Below are 15,014 nucleotides of genomic sequence, written 5' to 3'. Positions count from 1 at the left end.
GATGACGTCCATGGATCTCACCCGTCGGGTCATCGTCGCGCTGGACTTCGACACCGCCGAGGAGGCGTCGGCGGTCGTGGAGCGGCTCGGGGACGCGTGCCAGTCGTACAAGATCGGGCTGCAGCTGCTGACCGCCGCCGGCCCGGCGCTGGCGACCACGCTCGCCGAGGCCGGCAAGGACGTCTTCCTCGACCTGAAGCTGTTCGAGATCCCGACCTCGGTCGCGGCGGCGGTCCGGGCCGCCGGCCGGCGCGGCGCGACGATGGTGACCGTCCACGCCACCGCCGGCTCCCGGATCCTCGCGGCCGCGGTGGGCGCCGCCGCCGACTTCCCGCGGCTGCGCGTGGTCGCGCTGACCGTCGTCACCAGCCTCACCGCGGCCGACCTCGCCGAGGTGGGGGTGGTCGCCTCGACCGAGGAGCAGGTCACCCGGCTGGCCCAGCTCGCCCGGTCCGCGGGCTGCCACGGCGTCGTCGCCGCACCCCACGACGCCGCACCCCTGCGCCGCCTGCTCGGCACCGACCAGCTCATCGTCACACCGGGCGTGACCCTGCCGGCGCCGGACCCGGCCGGCACCGATCACGCCCGGCCGGCCCACCCGGTGGACGCGTTCCGCGCCGGGGCCTCACACGTCGTCATCGGCCGCGCCCTGACCCGCGCCGCCGACCCGCGGGCCGTCCTGGCCGCGATCGCCGAGGAGCTGCGGGTCAGCAGCGACGGAACACGCCCAGCGGACCAGGGACCAGATACCCCCGGCCGGTGACGGTTGGCGGCCAGGCGTCAGGTCGTTCGTCCGGCCCGGTGCAGCGCCTGCTCGGCCTGTGCCGCCAGGGCGGGCACGAGGTCTTCGGCGGACGGCAGGTCGTCGATGAGGTCCACGGCCTCGCCGGCCCACACCGGCAGCGGTGGGATCGCGCCGCGGGCCACGTCGTCCTGATACTCCTGCCTGGCGCCGGCGTCGAGCTCGGTCTCCCGGCCGCGCCACCGGTCCAGGTACGGATGCCCGAGCGTCCGCGCCGTGTACCGCTCCGGCCAGCTGGACCCGCGGGCGATGTCGAGGAGCCGGCTGCGCTCGGTGTCCTCGCCGCGCCCGTCGACGATCGCCTTCGCGATCGCGGGGTCCACCAGGGCCTCACTGGTGGCCTGGAACCGGGTGCCGATCACGGCGCCGGCCGCGCCCAGGGCAAGCGCGGCCGCGACGCCACGCCCGTCGGCGATCCCACCGGCGGCGAGGACCGGCACCGGCGCCGCGAGGTCCACCACGACCGGGACGAACGGCAGCGTCGAGCGTCCCCGCCGGGCGCCGTGCCCACCGGCCTCGGTGCCCTGCGCCACGATGACGTCGGCGCCGAGGTCCACCGCGTGGCGGGCCTCCTCGAGGTCGGTGACCTGGATGATGAGGAGCGCGCCCGCCTGCCGGACGAGGTCCGTGAACGGGGCCGGGTCGCCGAAGGACAGCATGACCGCCCGCGGCCGGTGTTCCAGCGCCCGCTGCACGGCGGCGACGTCGAGCATCCAGGTCAGGAAGCCGATGCCCCACGGCCGGTCGGTGCCGGCGGCGACGATCGGCACCTCCCGGTCCAGCCATGCCCGGTTGCCGTCGGCGGCGCCGAGCATGCCGAGGCCGCCGGCCCGCGAGACGGCCGCGGCGAGGGCCCCGCCGGCCGATCCTCCCATCGGGGCGAGCATGATCGGATGCCGTACCCCCGCGAGCGTCGTGAGCCGCGTCGTCAACGTCATCACTTGACCTTGCCACGGATCTCGGCGGCGCAGGCCCCGGCGACCGGCGCCCAGTCGGTGCCGAACACCGTGGGTGCCGCCTGCTCCGGCTCCTGGGCCTCGCGGACGACGGAGGTGAAGAACGCCAGCATCTTGTCCTCGCCGAACCGGTTGGCCAGGCAGGTCACGGTGAGCAGGGCCAGGCCGTATCGGGCGACGCTGTCGTCCTTGGACGCGCCGTTCGGCACGCCGGCGAGCGTGACGGCCCCGTCCCACCGGCCGGCCCGCAGGTAGCGGCGCACGAACGGCAGCCGGTCCCGCGTCCAGGAGCCGTCCCGATCGGCGACGTACTCCGCGAGACCTTCCGTGAGCCACCAGTCGCGCGCGCCACCGTACTGGTCGCTGATGCTCACCACGTGCGTGAACTCGTGCGTGAGCAGGTTCGTCAGGCCGTCCTGATCGGCCTTGACCGCGACACCGTAGGGGCCGTACGCGTAGCCGTCGGTGTAGTCGGTCCGGCCGTTCCACCAGGTGCGCCACTGCTCCGGCCCGGCGATGTAGACGACGTACCGCTTGGGCGGCGGATCCCACCGGGCGTACCGGTCGGCGAGGTCGGCGGCCCGGTCCGCGGCCTCAAGGGTCTGCCGCAACTGCCCGGCGAGCGCAGCCGGCGCGGCCACGATCACCCGCCGGCCCGCGACGGCTTCCAGGGCCGTCAGGTCCCACGGCAACACCGTGCGCTGGAACGTGGTGGCGACCGCTCTGCCGTCCCGGACCGTCCACGTGCTCGGCAGCACCATCTCGGCGGGTACGCAGTCCGCGTCGCCGAGGCAGTACCTCACCGTCACCTTGACGGTCCACTTGTCGTCGGGGTCCAGTGGCATGATCAAGACCTTCGCCGTCCACCGCGCCACGCGCAGCGCCCGCAGCGAGTGGAAGCGTTGGGTGAACTCGGGGTGCAGCGGGGCGTCCACGAAACTGAGGTAGGCGGCCAGGTCGCCGCCGAGCAGCGCCTGGCTCTGCGCAGCGAGCCCGGCGTCGATGAGGTCCTGTTTGACCTCCGCGGGCGTCCTCGACCGCGACGGCTCGGCGGTGGGCGACGCCGCGACGGCCGTCCGGGATTTCGCGTCGGTCCCGGAAGTCAGGGACAGCGCCGCCGCCAGCACCACCGGGACACCGGCCGCCAGCAGCCACCGGCCCCACCGTCTCGGTCGCCGGGGCGCCGGGTGTTCCGGCGGCTCGGGCGGCCTGCGGGAGGAGTTCGTGAACGGCAACGGCACGCCGTGCCCACCAGCGCCGACGAACTCGACGGGCCGGGGCTCGTCATCCTCCATGATCTTCACGCGCGGAACGTACTGGACCCGCGAACCGCCGTACAGTCGCGGACGTGTATTTCGTCTACCGCACGCACTACGAGGGGCCGTTCAGCCTGCGCATCCGCCGGCTGCCGGATCGCGGCGTGCTGGACTGGTTCCGGCGCGGCTGGGACAACGACGCGCCATGGGACTGGATCGAGGCGGAGCTCGGCGGTCCGGTGTACGGGCTGGCCTCGATCTTCGAAGCGGCCCAGGAGGAGCAGCTGCCCCGGCCGGGAACCGTCGATGAGCTACGCACACTGCTGCACGAACACCTCTACGTCGAGGGCGACACCGACTACATCCGGCTCGACGGACAGAGCCTGCGTGCGCGTACCAACGACGACGAGGTCGAACTGGCCTACTTCTTCCTCCACGACGACCTGGCAACGGCCCGCGCCGACCGGCTCGCCTACCTGCTGCACGGGTCGTGGCCGTTGCCCGGCGACGCACCGCCCGCCGGTGGCGCGGTGACGACCTACGCGGTGTTCCTGACCCACTACGACGGCGAGACCCTCGCCCGGCTGGAGCCCCTCGAGTTCCCCGGCGTCGACCTCCCGGGGCTGCCAGGTCACCTGCGCGCGGCCGCGCCGGCCGGCGACTGGCCGCCGGAGCTGCTCGTGCTGCGGGCGCTCGTCGCCCCGGACGACACCACCGTCGAGCCGGCCCTGCGGCGGTGCAACCAGTGGCCGGGCTTCAACCTCGGCGACGGCCCATGGCCGGCCGGCATGCCGGCCGCGCACGCCGCCGTGCACCAGGAGGCCACTTCGTTGATCGAGGTCGGCGAGTGCACCGACGGGCGGAACCCCGACGCTTCGCTGCTCCGGGTCGACGAGCACCTCGCCCAGCTGGCGATGCACTGCAACGAGCCGTTCGGGCACCAGCAGTGGTTCCTGTTCGACACCGTCTGGGCGGCGGCGCACCCGGACCTCGCCGCGTCGCTGCTGCGGTACGCCGGACACTGGGATCCGCTCGACTGACTGTGGCAACCTGACGGGGTGCTGATCGCGATGTGTGGCCTGCAGGGGACCGGGAAGAGCACGATCGCCGGGCAGCTGGCCCGGGAGCTGCCGGCGCCGGTGCTGCCCGTCGACCCCGTCGAGGTGGCGCTGTGGGCCGCCGGGATCGACCGGGACCAGCCGACCGGGCTGGCCGCGTTCGTCGTCGTCGGCGCGCTCGCCGGCGCGATGCTCAGGCTCGGCCAGACGGTCGTCGTCGACGCCGTCAACGACGCCGAGGTGGCCCGCCAGCAGTGGCGGGACCTGGCCGCCCGGCACGAGGTGCCGCTGCGGTTCGTCGAGGTCGTCTGCTCCGACCCGGCCCTGCACCGGCGGCGGCTCGAGGAGCGCCGCGACGTCGACCTCGCCGGCGCCGCCGAGCCGACGTGGGAGTCGGTCGAGGCCCGCCGGGAAGGCTTCGAGGGCTGGGACGACGAACGCCTGGTCCTGGACTCGGTCGACCCGGTCGCCGACAACGTCCGGCGTGCCCTGGAGTACGCCCGGCGATGAGCCTGCACTACGAGTGGACGCTGCGGCTGCGGCTGCGCCCGGACACACCCTCGTCGGTCCTGGCCGAGCTGCGCTTCCACCTCGGCCTGACCGACCTGCCGCCCGAGCCGCCGGAGCTGGAGGCCTGGCAGTGCCTGCTGCCGGTCCCGGACGACACCATGCCCGACGGCTGGGCCCGGTCCCTGGACGACTCCGAGCTGTACGTGCGGATGTACCTGGTCGACGACGCGATGTACGACCTGATGCGCTCAGTGCCAAGTTGGATGGCCCCGTGGTCGCTGACACAGGGCTGGATCGGCGTCGCCGACGTGCATCCGTCCGGGGAACCGTGGATGCACTTCTACGTCCAGGACGGCTACGCGTACATCGGCGAACCCGACGGCGAACTCGGCGCCTTCGACCGCACCGCCCCGCCGTTCACGCTGCCCAGGACCATCGGTGGGGAGTGACCTCGACGCGGCGCGGGCGCTGCTCCCCGGCGCCCGGCTGGGCCCGCTGGGCGGCGGCGACCGGGCCCGCCGCTCCTCCGGGACGCCGGCCCTGGCGGAGTTGTCGGGCCGCCGGCACGACACCCTCACCGAGCGGTGGGGATCCGTCCCCCTGCCGTACGTGCCCGCATTCGACCCGAGGCCCTGACCGATGCAGATGCATGAGACCGACCTGCGGATCCTCGCCGAGGCCGGGATCGCGGTGTTCGAGGACCGGCTGGTGCTGCGGGCGCAGCCGCCCGTCACCGACGAGGTGCTCGCCGCGGTGGCATCGCGGTGCGCCGGACCGCTGCCCGGCGCGCTCGTGGCGTTGTGGCGGACCACGTTCGGCGGTCGGCTGCACTACGACCTGCGCGCGGACCTCGGCGGGCACGACGTGGCACTGTCCTTCGCGGAGCTGTTCTACCCGGACAGCGGCGCCTTCGACGACCTGTGGGGCTGGATCGACCACGAGTGCGCGTTGGCCGCGGAGCACCGGCCGGACTGGTCCGGGCGGCTCGTCCACCTGCCGATCGGCGGATTCGAGTGTTACGACCGGGTGTACGTGCGCACCGCCGAAGGCCCGGACCACGGCGCGGTCGTGGCCTGGCAGGAAGGGTTGCCGGCGGGATGGGAGCTGGTGGACGGCGACCGGGCCGGGCCGCTCGCCCGGGACCTCCGTGCGCTGTTCGGTCGGCTGGCGCTGGAGCGCGACCCGTGGGAGGCCGGCAACACCGCCGACGCCGAGCTGCGCTACGCCGTCGACAACCTGCACGACTCCGGCGACCCGCGGGTCCGGGAGACGGCGGAGAAGCTGCGCCGGCTGGTGCGCTCCGCCGTGCTCGACTGGCGCGGCGCGCTGGAGCGCGGCACCCTCGTCGGGCAGCGCAGGCTGCGCCGGCTGGCGCTGGAGCGGGCGGCCGTGGCCGACGACCTCGCCCTGCTGGAGCGGTTGGTGGCGTCGGGGTGCGACCCGGCCGAGGAGGTCGGCGGCGGGCTGACCCCGGTCGACGTCGCGCTGCGGCAGCGGTCTTCCACAGTCGTCCGGTGGCTCGTCGATCGTGGTGTACCGGTGGGCAACAGCCTCCGGGTCGGCGCTCACGGAGTCGACGCGGACCTTGCCCGGCACCTGCTCGACCGGGGAGCGGCGGTCGACGCGACCGCCCTGGATCGTGCCCTGGACAACGACGACATCGCGGTCCTGCAGGCACTGGCGGCGGCGGTGCCGGCGGAGGCGGCGCGTTCGGACGACGGACTGCGCCGGCTCGGGCTGCGGCTACGGCAGCTCGCCGCCCAGGCCGCCCTCGCCGGCCGGCACTGTGCCGCCCGGTCCGACGCGTCGGGCGCCGCGCGGGAGCAGCGCCGCTCGGAGATCCTGAAGGACCTTGCCGGCCGGTTCGACCCGTCCGCCGCCCGCTGAGTCAGCAGGCGCTGTCGAACGACAGCTCGCTGCTGACCGGAGTGGCCCGCCAGACGGCGCGCAGCTGCGGGTGCCGTTCCAGGTCCGCCCGGGCCCCGGCCAGCGCGGCCGTCCTCGCCGGGCCGATCGGGTCGAAGGTGAAGCCGGTGTCCCGGGCCTCCAGGTCGTCGAGGCCGGCCAGGTCCGGCTCGTCGTCGAAGCACATGGTCAGGTCGACCTGCCAGAACTCGTCGTGGCCGTAGTCGTCCTCGTAGCCGTCCTCGTCGTCTTCGGGGTCGGGGTCATGGTGGACGATGAGCTGCCGGGTCAGGCTCAGGGACAGCCGCCCGCCATTCCACGAGTGCCGGCCCCACTGGATGATGAAGCCGTCGCCGTCCTGGTCCGGGTCGACGCCGTCGACCTCGACGTCCAGGAACTCGCCGAACGCGCACCAGGCCGCCTCGACATCGGTCACGGCCGCGGGGTCGACGCCACGACGGCGCAGGATCTGGGCGAACGCGTCGGGGCTGGACCGCCACGGGATGGGCACGGCCCACGGTAGCAATCGCCGCCGCCGAAACTCGCTCGTGTGGGCCGCCCGTCGCGGGGACGATGCGGTGATGACTGGATCGCCTGAGGGTTTCACGTACCGTGTCCGCAAGAGCGGCGACATCGAGCTGCTGCACCACGGCCGCCCCGCGGGCGTGCTGCGCGGCGCGGCGGCGGCCCGGTTCCTGGTCGACGTCGAGAACGACGATCCGCAGGAGCTGATGGCCCGCCTGACCGGCAACTACAAGCACGGCAACGAACGCACGGCGAAGGACCATCCCCGCAACCGCCGCCGATAGCCGTTGCGGTCCGGAGCGTCGGTGCGGCGCTGCTCCCCAACGTCCGACCTCACCTGATCAGCCGCCGTCGAGGGCATCATCCGGTGCGCCGACACCGGCTCAGGCCGGGCGTATCACCAGATCGACCGTCTCCGGCGCGAGCGGAACGTCGAAGTAGGCATCGATGAGGCAGATGCCGGGTTCCTGTTCGACGTACATCGTGATCTCTGGGCTTCGCTCAACGTCACCGACGACCAACCGGCCCGACGCCACCGTGAGCTGCACCGAGCTGATCGGCGCCCGACCGCCGTCGTGACCGAGCTGGTCACGCCAGACCCGGACCGTCACGTCGGCGATCTGCCTGTGCTCGACGCTGAACACCACCGCGTCGCGAGCGGCGACGAACTGCCACCCAGGGGGAAGCTGCTCGGGCAGCTCCTGGAACGTGGAACCGGCGTCGGACACGACCAGGAGACCCCACGGGTAGGGCGCGGTGCCCTGCACGATGAGCATCAAGACCACCGGCTTCCGACGTCGGTCACTCGGGCTGCGTGGGACGCCGTGGCGGGCGGTGGGCAGGTCCGCCGCCCGCCACGACGGGTGGGTGGTTACGCGCCGACGTACTTCGCGAGGTGTTCGCCGGTGAGGGTGGAACGGACGGCGACCAGGTCGGCCGGGGTGCCCTCGAAGACCAGCTTGCCGCCGTCGTGGCCGGCGCCGGGGCCGAGGTCGATGATCCAGTCGGCGCGGGCCATCACGGCCAGGTGGTGCTCGATGACGATGACGGACTTGCCCGAGTCGACGAGCCGGTCGAGGAGCTTCAGCAGCTGCTCGACGTCGGCGAGGTGCAGGCCCGTGGTGGGCTCGTCCAGGACGTAGACGCCGCCCTTCTCCGCCATGTGGATGGCCAGCTTGAGCCGCTGCCGCTCGCCGCCGGACAGGGTGGTGAGCGGCTGGCCGAGGGTCAGGTAGCCGAGGCCGACGTCGGCCATGCGGTGCAGGATGGCGTGCGCGCCCGGGGACTTGGCGTGGCCGGCGGCGAAGAACGTCTCGGCCTCGGTGACGGACATCGCGAGCACCTGGCTGATGTCCTTGCCGCCGAGCTTGTAGTCGAGCACGGCCGCCTGGAACCGTTTGCCCTCGCACTCCTCGCACACGGTCGCGACGCCGGCCATCATCGCCAGGTCGGTGTAGATGACGCCGTTGCCGTTGCAGTTGGGGCAGGCGCCGGCGGAGTTGGCGCTGAACAGGGCCGGCTTCACGCCGTTGGCCTTCGCGAAGGCGGTGCGGATCGGGTCGAGCAGGCCGGTGTAGGTCGCCGGGTTGCTGCGGCGCGAGCCGCGGATCGCCGTCTGGTCGACGGAGACGACACCGGCGCCCTTCGGCACCGAGCCGTGGATCAGCGAGCTCTTGCCCGAGCCGGCGACCCCGGTGACGACGACCAGCACACCGAGCGGCACGTCGACGCTGACGTCCTGCAGGTTGTGCCGCGTCGCGTTGCGGATCGGCAGCGTGCCCTTCGCCTTGCGGGGATCGGACTTCAACGATGCCCGGTAGTCCAGGTGGCGCCCGGTGAGTGTCCCGCTCGCGCGCAGCCCTTCGACGGTGCCCTCGAAGCACACCGTGCCGCCGGCGCCGCCCGCGCCGGGGCCGAGGTCCACGACGTGGTCGGCGATCGCGATCGTCTCCGGCTTGTGCTCGACGACCAGGACCGTGTTGCCCTTGTCGCGCAGGCGCACGAGCAGCCCGTTCATCCGCTGGATGTCGTGCGGGTGCAGCCCGACGGTCGGCTCGTCGAAGATGTACGACACGTCGGTGAGGCTCGACCCGAGATGCCGGATCATCTTGGTGCGCTGCGCCTCACCGCCGGACAGGGTGCCGGACGGCCGGTCCAGCGACAGATACCCCAGGCCGATCTCCACGAACGAGTCCAGGGTCTGCTGCAGGGTCTTCAGCAGCGGCGCTACGGCCTTGTCCTTGATGCCGCGGACCCAGTCGGCGAGGTCGCTGATCTGCATCGCGCACGCGTCGGCGATGTTGACGCCCTCGATGCGGGAGTCCAGCGCCGCCTTGTTGAGCCGGGTGCCGCCGCACTCGGAGCAGGCCGTGAACGTGACGGCCCGGTCGACGAACGCGCGGATGTGCGGCTGCAGCGCCTCCTTGTCCTTCTGCAGGAACGCCTTCTGGACCCGGGGGACGAGCCCCTCATAGGTCATGTTGATGCTCTCGACCTTGACCTTGACCGGCTCCTTGTAGAGGAAGTCGTGCAGCTCCTGCTCGGAGTAGTCGCGGATGGGCTTGTCCGCGTCGACGAACCCGGACGCGGCGAAGATCCGCACCAGCCAGCCGTCGACGCTGTAGCCGGGGATGGTGATCGCGCCCTCGGACAGGGACTTGTCCCGGTCGAACAGCTCGTCGAGGTCGATGTCGTTGGTGGTGCCCATGCCCTCGCAATTCGGGCACGCGCCCGCGGGCACGTTGAAGCTGTAATGGAACGCCGGCCCCGCGCTCGGCACGCCCAGCCGGCTGAACACGATGCGCAGCATCGCGTTGGCGTCGGTCGCCGTGCCGACGGTGGAGCGGGAGTTGGCCCCCATCCGCTCCTGGTCGACGATGATCGCCGTGGTCAACCCCTCGAGCAGGTCGACGTCGGGCCGCGACTGGCTGGGCATGAACCCCTGCACGAACGCGCTGTAGGTCTCGTTGATGAGCCGCTGCGACTCCGCCGCGATCGTGCCGAACACGAGCGAGCTCTTGCCGGATCCAGACACCCCCGTGAACACCGTCAGGCGGCGCTTCGGGATGTCTACGCTGACGTCCTTCAGATTGTTCTCACGGGCCCCGTGGACCTTGACCAGGTCATGACTGTCTGCGACATGCACCCGGCCACTCTAAACGAGGGGTCTGACACTTTCGGCAGATCAAGAGCTCAGACGGGCGACAGCACCGTGACGCGGTACCCCATCCGGACGGCGACAAGGGTGGTGACCGTGAAGGTCAACTGCAGCCACCGCAGGGGCCCGCCGCGCGGGTCGGCGACGAACGCGGCCGCCGCGTCACCGACGCCGTAGCCCATCTGCTTTTGGATCTGGCCCTCGATGACGACGCCGCACAGATACGCTTCTGCCTGCGCGACGACGGGTTGCTCGTGCGGCTCGACCGGCCGGACGTCGGGGACGAACAGGCCGCACGGCTCGCGGGGCAGCAGGCCGGTGATGGCGCGGAACCCGGTCGCCTGCGTGGCCAGGACGGCCTCGCCGGTGTAGACGGTCATCCGCCGTGGCTCGCCGGTCTCGGCGTCCCCGACGCGCACCACGAGCGTGGGCTTCGCGACGATCTCCGCGACCTGATACGGCATGCCGGCGATCGTATAGCGTGACCCGGCGTGAGCACAGGATCATGGGCGAGGGTGCCCTTCGAGGATGCCGACGCGGCGCTGCGGCTGACCAGGTTCGAGCGGTTCGACGCGGGCTTCGACACCGCCTACGTCTTCACGGGCGACCTCCACATCGGCGGCGACTGGACCGGCGGGCAGCTGTTCCGCGCCGCGGACGCAGACCTGGACGACGGGCTCATCGCGTTCGTGATCGACGGCGACCTCACCGTCGACGGCACCCTCGCCCTCGACGAGGACGCCGAGGCGAGCTTCGCCCTCATGGTGACCGGTGCGCTGCGGGCCGACGTGGTCACCCTGGACGCGACGATGCTGTTCGTGTATCAGAATGCCACGGTCACCCGGCTCATCGACTTCGCCACCACCGACGGCACCCTGTCCGTGGCCGGCCGCACCAACTGCCCGATCATCATCTCCGACGAGGGCGACCTCAACGTCAACAACACCGGCCACGTGCTGTGCCGCCGCTACGCGACGCTGCCGGAAGGCGCCGGACACACCGGCGACGACGTCGAAGAGACCGGCTGGGGCTGGACGGCCATCACGCTGAGCCGCGCCGAGGTGCCGGCCACCTTCGTCGCCGGGCTCTACGGCGACGATCACCGGGTCGACAACCGGCTCGCCGTGCAGTGGGCCCGCGAAGGCCGGCCGCTGCTGATCACGCAAGGCTGAGGGCGTGTTCGACGATCTGGTGTGGGAATCGGTGTGCCTGCTGGACGCGCACGACGACGACCGGCTGCGGGACCTGCTGCCGGCGTTGTTCGCGTTCCAGCGGCAGCACGACGGTTCGATGACGCACTTCCGTGGGATCGAGCTGCTGGTGCGGCGCCGGTTCGTCTACCGGTTCCCGCTCGACCAGCACCCCGACTACCCACGGCGGCGGGCGTATTTCGACGCGCTGACGCAGTACACGGCGCTGCGCACGTTCGACGAGGACGCCGAGGACTTCGACGGGTACGACACCGAGCTGGAGGACGGCTACGTCGACCCGCCGCTGCTGTACTGCGACGCCGGCACCGACCTGTGGCGGCGCATGGTCGACGCCGGGCGGCTCACCGGTTCGGACGCCGTCGCGCCACGCCCGGTCGCCCTCATCGACGCGGTGCTGGCCGTCGCCGCCGCGGCCGAGCGTGCCGGCGACCGTGAGCTGATCGCACTGTGGTACACACTCGGCAGCGGCATCCTCGTTGGCCTCGGGGTGGGCGTCGAGGAGCTCAGGGCGATCCCCGCTGTCCAAGAACTGCGGGAGATCGCCCTGCGGACCGACGCGCTCTCGGTGCCGGTGCCGCCCGGCCGCCGACCGTCCGACGAGGAGGTCGAAGCCATGGGCGACGAGTGCGAGTCGTGGTGGTACGGGCTCAGCGGGACGACGACCACCAGGTAGCCGGCGCCGCGGCGGTGAAGCCGAGGGACTCGTACAGCGGCCGGCCCAGCCGCGAGGCGGTGAGCGTGACCGGCAGGTCCACCAGCGGGGCGAGGGAGCCGAGCATGATCGCCCGCCCGACCCCACGGGAGCGGAACGCCGCCGGGGTGCCGACCCAGTAATGGCTGCCGAACCCGTCCGCCACGACGGTCACGCAGGCCCCGGCGACCGCACCGTCGAGCCGCGCCACGAACACGTCCACCCCCGGCTGCTCGATCAGCGCCGGCGGGAACAGCTCGCCGCCGCGGAAGGGCTCGAACCGGGTCAGCTCGAACCCGGCGATCACGGCCTGCTCGGCGGCGTGCAGGTCCTCCTCGTCGCGCACCTTCGCCACGGTCATCGCCGGTGCGTCCACCGGGCCGGGCCCGCGCAGCATGACCGGCATCTGCCAGGTGCGCATCCCCAGGTGGCTCAGGTCGGTCGAGCTGAACGGGTCCTCGACGTCCACCGGCCCCTTGGCGCGGCCGGCCAGGTCGGTGAGGTCGGCGACCGCGCCGGCGTCGAGCCCGTCGTCCTGGATCAGGATCCGCAGGCCCGCGCGCTCGTCGCCGGCGACGGCGAGGAAACCCGGGTGGCGGATCACCTCGTGGCCGCGGGCGACGCCGGTGGCGGTCCAGAAGGCGGCGGAGTTGCGGGCCTGGCGCAGCGGCGCCTCGGCCAGTGCGATCGTCATGGCGGTGCGGCGTCCCTCTCGTCGGCCGGGCTCGGCGTCACCACGGTACCGGTCCGTCCGCGCTGAAGAAGCCGCCGGTCGGGCCGTCCTCGCCGAGCGTCGCCAGGCACACCACGACCGCGGCGCCCTGCGCGGGGGTGAGGAATCCCGTGTGGTTGTTGCTGTCCGTGTCGACGAAGCCGGGCGCCGCGGCGTTGACGAGGATGCCGTCCTTGCGCAGTTCGTTGGCGTACTGCACGGTCAGCGCGCTCAGTGCGGCCTTCGAAGGGGTGTACGCCGCCGACGGCAGCAGCGCCGAGAACGGGCCGTCCGGGTTGCCGGTGAGGGTCAGCGACGCGGCGTGGCTGCTGACGTTGACGATCCGTGGCGCCGGTGACCGCCGCAGCAGCGGCAGCATGGCGTTCGTCACCGCGATCACGCCGAGGACGTTGGTCTCGAACACCGCCCGGACCAGGTCCAGGTCGACGGAGCTCGGGATCTGGTCCGTGGCGTCCTGGGGTGAGACCTGCCCGGAGCCGGTGATGCCGGCGTTGTTGACGAGCACGTCGAGGTGGCCGTGACGCTCCTCGATCCGCGCCGCGGCCGCCTGCACGCCGGCCCGGTCGGTGACGTCCAGGACGAGCGCGTGCACGTCCGCGCCCCGCTCCCGGAGCGCGGCGGCGGCCTGCTCGCCGCGGTGCGGATCCCTGGCGCCGATCAGCACCGTCATGCCCAGCGCCGCGAGCTGCTCCGCGGCCGCCCGGCCGATGCCCTTGTTCGCCCCGGTGACCAACGCGATCTTCATGTCCGCTCCCTGTTGTTCGGTTCGTACGACCAGACACCAGACGTGGCGGGGCGGCCGGCTGTGACATGAGGGCCGTCACACGATCTCCACGGCGGGGGCACCCGGCCCGCACGGTTTGCCGTTACCGTCGCGGTGGTGCCCCTGACGTTTCCGACCCATCCCGCCGCCGTGCTGCCGTTGAAGCTGTGGCGGCCGCGCTGGTTCGACGAGATCGCGCTCGTGATCGGGTCGACGGCGCCGGACCTCGCGTATGCCCTCGACGGCTCCGGGCTGCCGGTCTGGCCGCTGTCGCACCAGGTCCTCGGCCTGGTCCTGTGGTGCCTGCCGGTCACCCTCGCCGCGACCTGGCTGATCCGCCGCGTCACACCGGTGGTGGCGGCGCACCTGCCGACCTGGCGGCCCCTGGCGCTGGCCGACTACGGCGCGATCGGCCGGTTCCGGCCCGGGTGGCGGGTCGTCGTGTCATCGGCGCTGATCGGCGCGGCCAGCCACCTCGCGCTGGACCGGCTCGAGGCGGTCGTGCCCGTGTCGGAGTACGTGATGCACGTCCTCGGCGCGGCCGGTCTGCTCGCGGTCGTCGTGGTCATCGGCCGGGGGCGACTGGTGCGCCAATGGCACGGTGAACCGCCGCCGGTGCGCCGCCGGTTGGGACTGTTCTGGACGGTCGCCGTCGCCGTCACCCTCGCGGCCGCCGCGACGGTCCCGTTCCTGCCGGCGGCGGGTCTGGTCCACACCAGCCTGACCCGGTTGATGTGCGCGGTCGCCGCCGGTCTGCTCGCCGCGTCGTTCGCGTATGCGGCCAGATCCTGGTTCGCCAGACGGACGGCGTTCGGCTCCCTCGCCCCGCGTCCGGTGGACTGAGCCCGCGTCCGGTGGACTGAGGCGGCCGGCCTGCGCAGTCGGAGGGGCCGGGCCGCGCGGATCAGGGGGCGGTGTAGACGAGGATGCCGTTCGCGCTGCCCAGTCGCCGCCAGCCCAGCCGGTCGTAGAACGCGACCGTGCCCTCGGCGTGCTCGGCGGTGAGCAGCCACGCGGGCCGGTCGCCGACGACGGCGGCGAGGAGCCGCCGGCCGTGCCCGCCGCCGCGCGCGGCCGGGTGGACCGCCAGCTCCATCACCTCGAACGTGCCCGACAACTCCCCGGTGCCCGCGCCGAGCGCGACCCGGACCTCGTCGTAGCTGCGCCCGCTCGGGAAGGGCTCGGCGGTCGTGAACCCGTAGGCGAATCCGGCCAGGGCGCCGCCGCCGTCCCGGCTGAACGCGGCGCGGAACCCCGGCCGCGCGGCCTCGCCGGGCAGGGTGGCCCGGAACGCCTCGGCGCGCTCCGGCGGCTCGTTCCACGGCGGCCCGCCGAACACCGCCGCGTAGAGGCGGGCCAACTCGTCGCCCGCCGCGAGGAACCCGGCCGCATCGACGACCTCGACTGGATCTTCGTGCCCCATGGGATGCCAGTATTCTGTAATTGC

Annotated in this window: 19 protein-coding genes; 10 read left to right on the top strand and 9 right to left on the bottom strand. The window is 72.8% G+C overall.

Annotated elements, in window-relative coordinates; translation table 11 throughout:
• Positions 1-10: 10 nt before the first annotated feature.
• The gene (gene pyrF / locus Dsi01nite_RS18235; RefSeq protein ID WP_203847375.1) at positions 11-763 is read left to right on the top strand and encodes an orotidine-5'-phosphate decarboxylase; all 753 of its coding nucleotides are present in this window, start codon (positions 11-13) and stop codon (positions 761-763) included.
• Between the two features lie 17 nt (positions 764-780).
• On the opposite strand, the gene Dsi01nite_RS18230 is transcribed toward pyrF, so the two are convergent.
• Positions 781-1,740 carry a nitronate monooxygenase gene (locus Dsi01nite_RS18230; protein ID WP_203847374.1) on the bottom strand — a complete coding sequence of 320 codons (960 nt, stop codon included), beginning with the start codon at positions 1,738-1,740 and terminating at the stop codon, positions 781-783.
• Positions 1,740-3,062, bottom strand: coding sequence for a hypothetical protein (locus Dsi01nite_RS18225; protein WP_203847373.1), 1,323 nt, complete (start codon positions 3,060-3,062; stop codon positions 1,740-1,742). Before Dsi01nite_RS18225 ends, Dsi01nite_RS18230 begins: the two co-directional genes overlap by 1 nt.
• Positions 3,063-3,106: 44 nt before the next feature.
• Between Dsi01nite_RS18225 and Dsi01nite_RS18220 the strand changes: the two genes are divergently transcribed.
• Genes Dsi01nite_RS18220 through Dsi01nite_RS18200 form a run of 5 tightly spaced genes read left to right on the top strand, consistent with a single transcriptional unit; the run spans position 3,107 to position 6,469 of the window.
• Positions 3,107-4,054 (top strand): hypothetical protein, encoded by a 948-nt coding sequence (locus Dsi01nite_RS18220; RefSeq protein WP_203847372.1) that lies wholly within the window; start codon positions 3,107-3,109, stop codon positions 4,052-4,054.
• 18 nt (positions 4,055-4,072) lie between these two features.
• A complete protein-coding gene (locus Dsi01nite_RS18215) occupies positions 4,073-4,582 on the top strand; it encodes a P-loop nucleotide/nucleoside kinase family protein (protein ID WP_203847371.1) in 510 nt (169 codons plus the stop codon).
• Positions 4,579-5,031 (top strand): hypothetical protein, encoded by a 453-nt coding sequence (locus tag Dsi01nite_RS18210; RefSeq protein WP_203847370.1) that lies wholly within the window; start codon positions 4,579-4,581, stop codon positions 5,029-5,031. Before Dsi01nite_RS18215 ends, Dsi01nite_RS18210 begins: the two co-directional genes overlap by 4 nt.
• A complete protein-coding gene (locus Dsi01nite_RS18205; RefSeq protein WP_203847369.1) occupies positions 5,021-5,218 on the top strand; it encodes a hypothetical protein in 198 nt (65 codons plus the stop codon). The genes Dsi01nite_RS18210 and Dsi01nite_RS18205 overlap by 11 nt, the downstream gene beginning before the upstream one ends.
• A gap of 3 nt (positions 5,219-5,221) precedes the next feature.
• A complete protein-coding gene (locus Dsi01nite_RS18200; protein WP_203847368.1) occupies positions 5,222-6,469 on the top strand; it encodes an ankyrin repeat domain-containing protein in 1,248 nt (415 codons plus the stop codon).
• Position 6,470: 1 nt separating this feature from the next.
• On the opposite strand, the gene Dsi01nite_RS18195 is transcribed toward Dsi01nite_RS18200, so the two are convergent.
• Positions 6,471-6,998: a hypothetical protein gene (locus tag Dsi01nite_RS18195; RefSeq protein ID WP_203847367.1), complete on the bottom strand. Its 528-nt coding sequence runs from the start codon at positions 6,996-6,998 to the stop codon at positions 6,471-6,473.
• Positions 6,999-7,068: 70 nt separating this feature from the next.
• On the opposite strand from Dsi01nite_RS18195, the gene Dsi01nite_RS18190 reads away from it, so the two are divergent.
• Positions 7,069-7,296: a hypothetical protein gene (locus Dsi01nite_RS18190; RefSeq protein WP_203847366.1), complete on the top strand. Its 228-nt coding sequence runs from the start codon at positions 7,069-7,071 to the stop codon at positions 7,294-7,296.
• A gap of 99 nt (positions 7,297-7,395) precedes the next feature.
• Here the strand turns inward: Dsi01nite_RS18190 and Dsi01nite_RS18185 are convergent, their stop codons facing one another.
• The 3 genes from Dsi01nite_RS18185 to Dsi01nite_RS18175 all read right to left on the bottom strand — a co-directional run bounded on the left by Dsi01nite_RS18185 (position 7,396) and on the right by Dsi01nite_RS18175 (position 10,633).
• Complete coding sequence (locus tag Dsi01nite_RS18185; protein ID WP_203847365.1) at positions 7,396-7,788, bottom strand: hypothetical protein; 393 nt, start codon at positions 7,786-7,788, stop codon at positions 7,396-7,398.
• Between the two features lie 95 nt (positions 7,789-7,883).
• Complete coding sequence (locus Dsi01nite_RS18180) at positions 7,884-10,157, bottom strand: ATP-binding cassette domain-containing protein (protein WP_203847364.1); 2,274 nt, start codon at positions 10,155-10,157, stop codon at positions 7,884-7,886.
• Between the two features lie 47 nt (positions 10,158-10,204).
• Positions 10,205-10,633 carry a hypothetical protein gene (locus Dsi01nite_RS18175; protein ID WP_203847363.1) on the bottom strand — a complete coding sequence of 143 codons (429 nt, stop codon included), beginning with the start codon at positions 10,631-10,633 and terminating at the stop codon, positions 10,205-10,207.
• 27 nt (positions 10,634-10,660) lie between these two features.
• On the opposite strand from Dsi01nite_RS18175, the gene Dsi01nite_RS18170 reads away from it, so the two are divergent.
• Together Dsi01nite_RS18170 and Dsi01nite_RS18165 are read left to right on the top strand one after the other, a co-directional pair.
• On the top strand, positions 10,661-11,341 hold the full coding sequence (locus Dsi01nite_RS18170; RefSeq protein WP_203847362.1) for a hypothetical protein: 681 nt from the start codon (positions 10,661-10,663) through the stop codon (positions 11,339-11,341).
• 4 nt (positions 11,342-11,345) lie between these two features.
• Positions 11,346-12,053 carry a hypothetical protein gene (locus Dsi01nite_RS18165; RefSeq protein WP_203847361.1) on the top strand — a complete coding sequence of 236 codons (708 nt, stop codon included), beginning with the start codon at positions 11,346-11,348 and terminating at the stop codon, positions 12,051-12,053.
• Here Dsi01nite_RS18165 and Dsi01nite_RS18160 read toward each other — a convergent pair.
• Complete coding sequence (locus Dsi01nite_RS18160) at positions 12,028-12,765, bottom strand: GNAT family N-acetyltransferase (RefSeq protein WP_203847360.1); 738 nt, start codon at positions 12,763-12,765, stop codon at positions 12,028-12,030. The genes Dsi01nite_RS18165 and Dsi01nite_RS18160 overlap by 26 nt on opposite strands.
• Before the next feature lie 37 nt (positions 12,766-12,802).
• Complete coding sequence (locus Dsi01nite_RS18155) at positions 12,803-13,549, bottom strand: SDR family oxidoreductase (protein WP_203847359.1); 747 nt, start codon at positions 13,547-13,549, stop codon at positions 12,803-12,805.
• Between the two features lie 135 nt (positions 13,550-13,684).
• On the opposite strand from Dsi01nite_RS18155, the gene Dsi01nite_RS18150 reads away from it, so the two are divergent.
• Positions 13,685-14,410, top strand: coding sequence for a DUF4184 family protein (locus Dsi01nite_RS18150; protein WP_203847358.1), 726 nt, complete (start codon positions 13,685-13,687; stop codon positions 14,408-14,410).
• A gap of 61 nt (positions 14,411-14,471) precedes the next feature.
• Here Dsi01nite_RS18150 and Dsi01nite_RS18145 read toward each other — a convergent pair whose 3' ends face one another.
• The gene (locus Dsi01nite_RS18145) at positions 14,472-14,990 is read right to left on the bottom strand and encodes a GNAT family N-acetyltransferase (RefSeq protein WP_203847357.1); all 519 of its coding nucleotides are present in this window, start codon (positions 14,988-14,990) and stop codon (positions 14,472-14,474) included.
• Positions 14,991-15,014: the final 24 nt, after the last annotated feature.

The sequence above is a fragment of the Dactylosporangium siamense genome (genome assembly GCF_016862795.1).
In the GTDB taxonomy this organism is placed as follows: domain Bacteria; phylum Actinomycetota; class Actinomycetes; order Mycobacteriales; family Micromonosporaceae; genus Dactylosporangium; species Dactylosporangium siamense.
Note: the sequence above shows the minus strand (reverse complement) of the source record. Positions and strands in the feature narration are given on the sequence as shown.

Coding starts and splice junctions, on each gene's coding strand:
- pyrF (WP_203847375.1), top strand. CDS start 11: ATGGATCTCACCCGTCGGGTCATCGTCGCGCTGGACTTCGACACCGCC.
- Dsi01nite_RS18145 (WP_203847357.1), bottom strand. CDS start 14,990: ATGGGGCACGAAGATCCAGTCGAGGTCGTCGATGCGGCCGGGTTCCTC.
- Dsi01nite_RS18175 (WP_203847363.1), bottom strand. CDS start 10,633: ATGCCGTATCAGGTCGCGGAGATCGTCGCGAAGCCCACGCTCGTGGTG.
- Dsi01nite_RS18210 (WP_203847370.1), top strand. CDS start 4,579: ATGAGCCTGCACTACGAGTGGACGCTGCGGCTGCGGCTGCGCCCGGAC.
- Dsi01nite_RS18230 (WP_203847374.1), bottom strand. CDS start 1,740: ATGACGTTGACGACGCGGCTCACGACGCTCGCGGGGGTACGGCATCCG.
- Dsi01nite_RS18200 (WP_203847368.1), top strand. CDS start 5,222: ATGCAGATGCATGAGACCGACCTGCGGATCCTCGCCGAGGCCGGGATC.
- Dsi01nite_RS18155 (WP_203847359.1), bottom strand. CDS start 13,549: ATGAAGATCGCGTTGGTCACCGGGGCGAACAAGGGCATCGGCCGGGCG.
- Dsi01nite_RS18160 (WP_203847360.1), bottom strand. CDS start 12,765: ATGACGATCGCACTGGCCGAGGCGCCGCTGCGCCAGGCCCGCAACTCC.
- Dsi01nite_RS18190 (WP_203847366.1), top strand. CDS start 7,069: ATGACTGGATCGCCTGAGGGTTTCACGTACCGTGTCCGCAAGAGCGGC.
- Dsi01nite_RS18185 (WP_203847365.1), bottom strand. CDS start 7,788: ATGCTCATCGTGCAGGGCACCGCGCCCTACCCGTGGGGTCTCCTGGTC.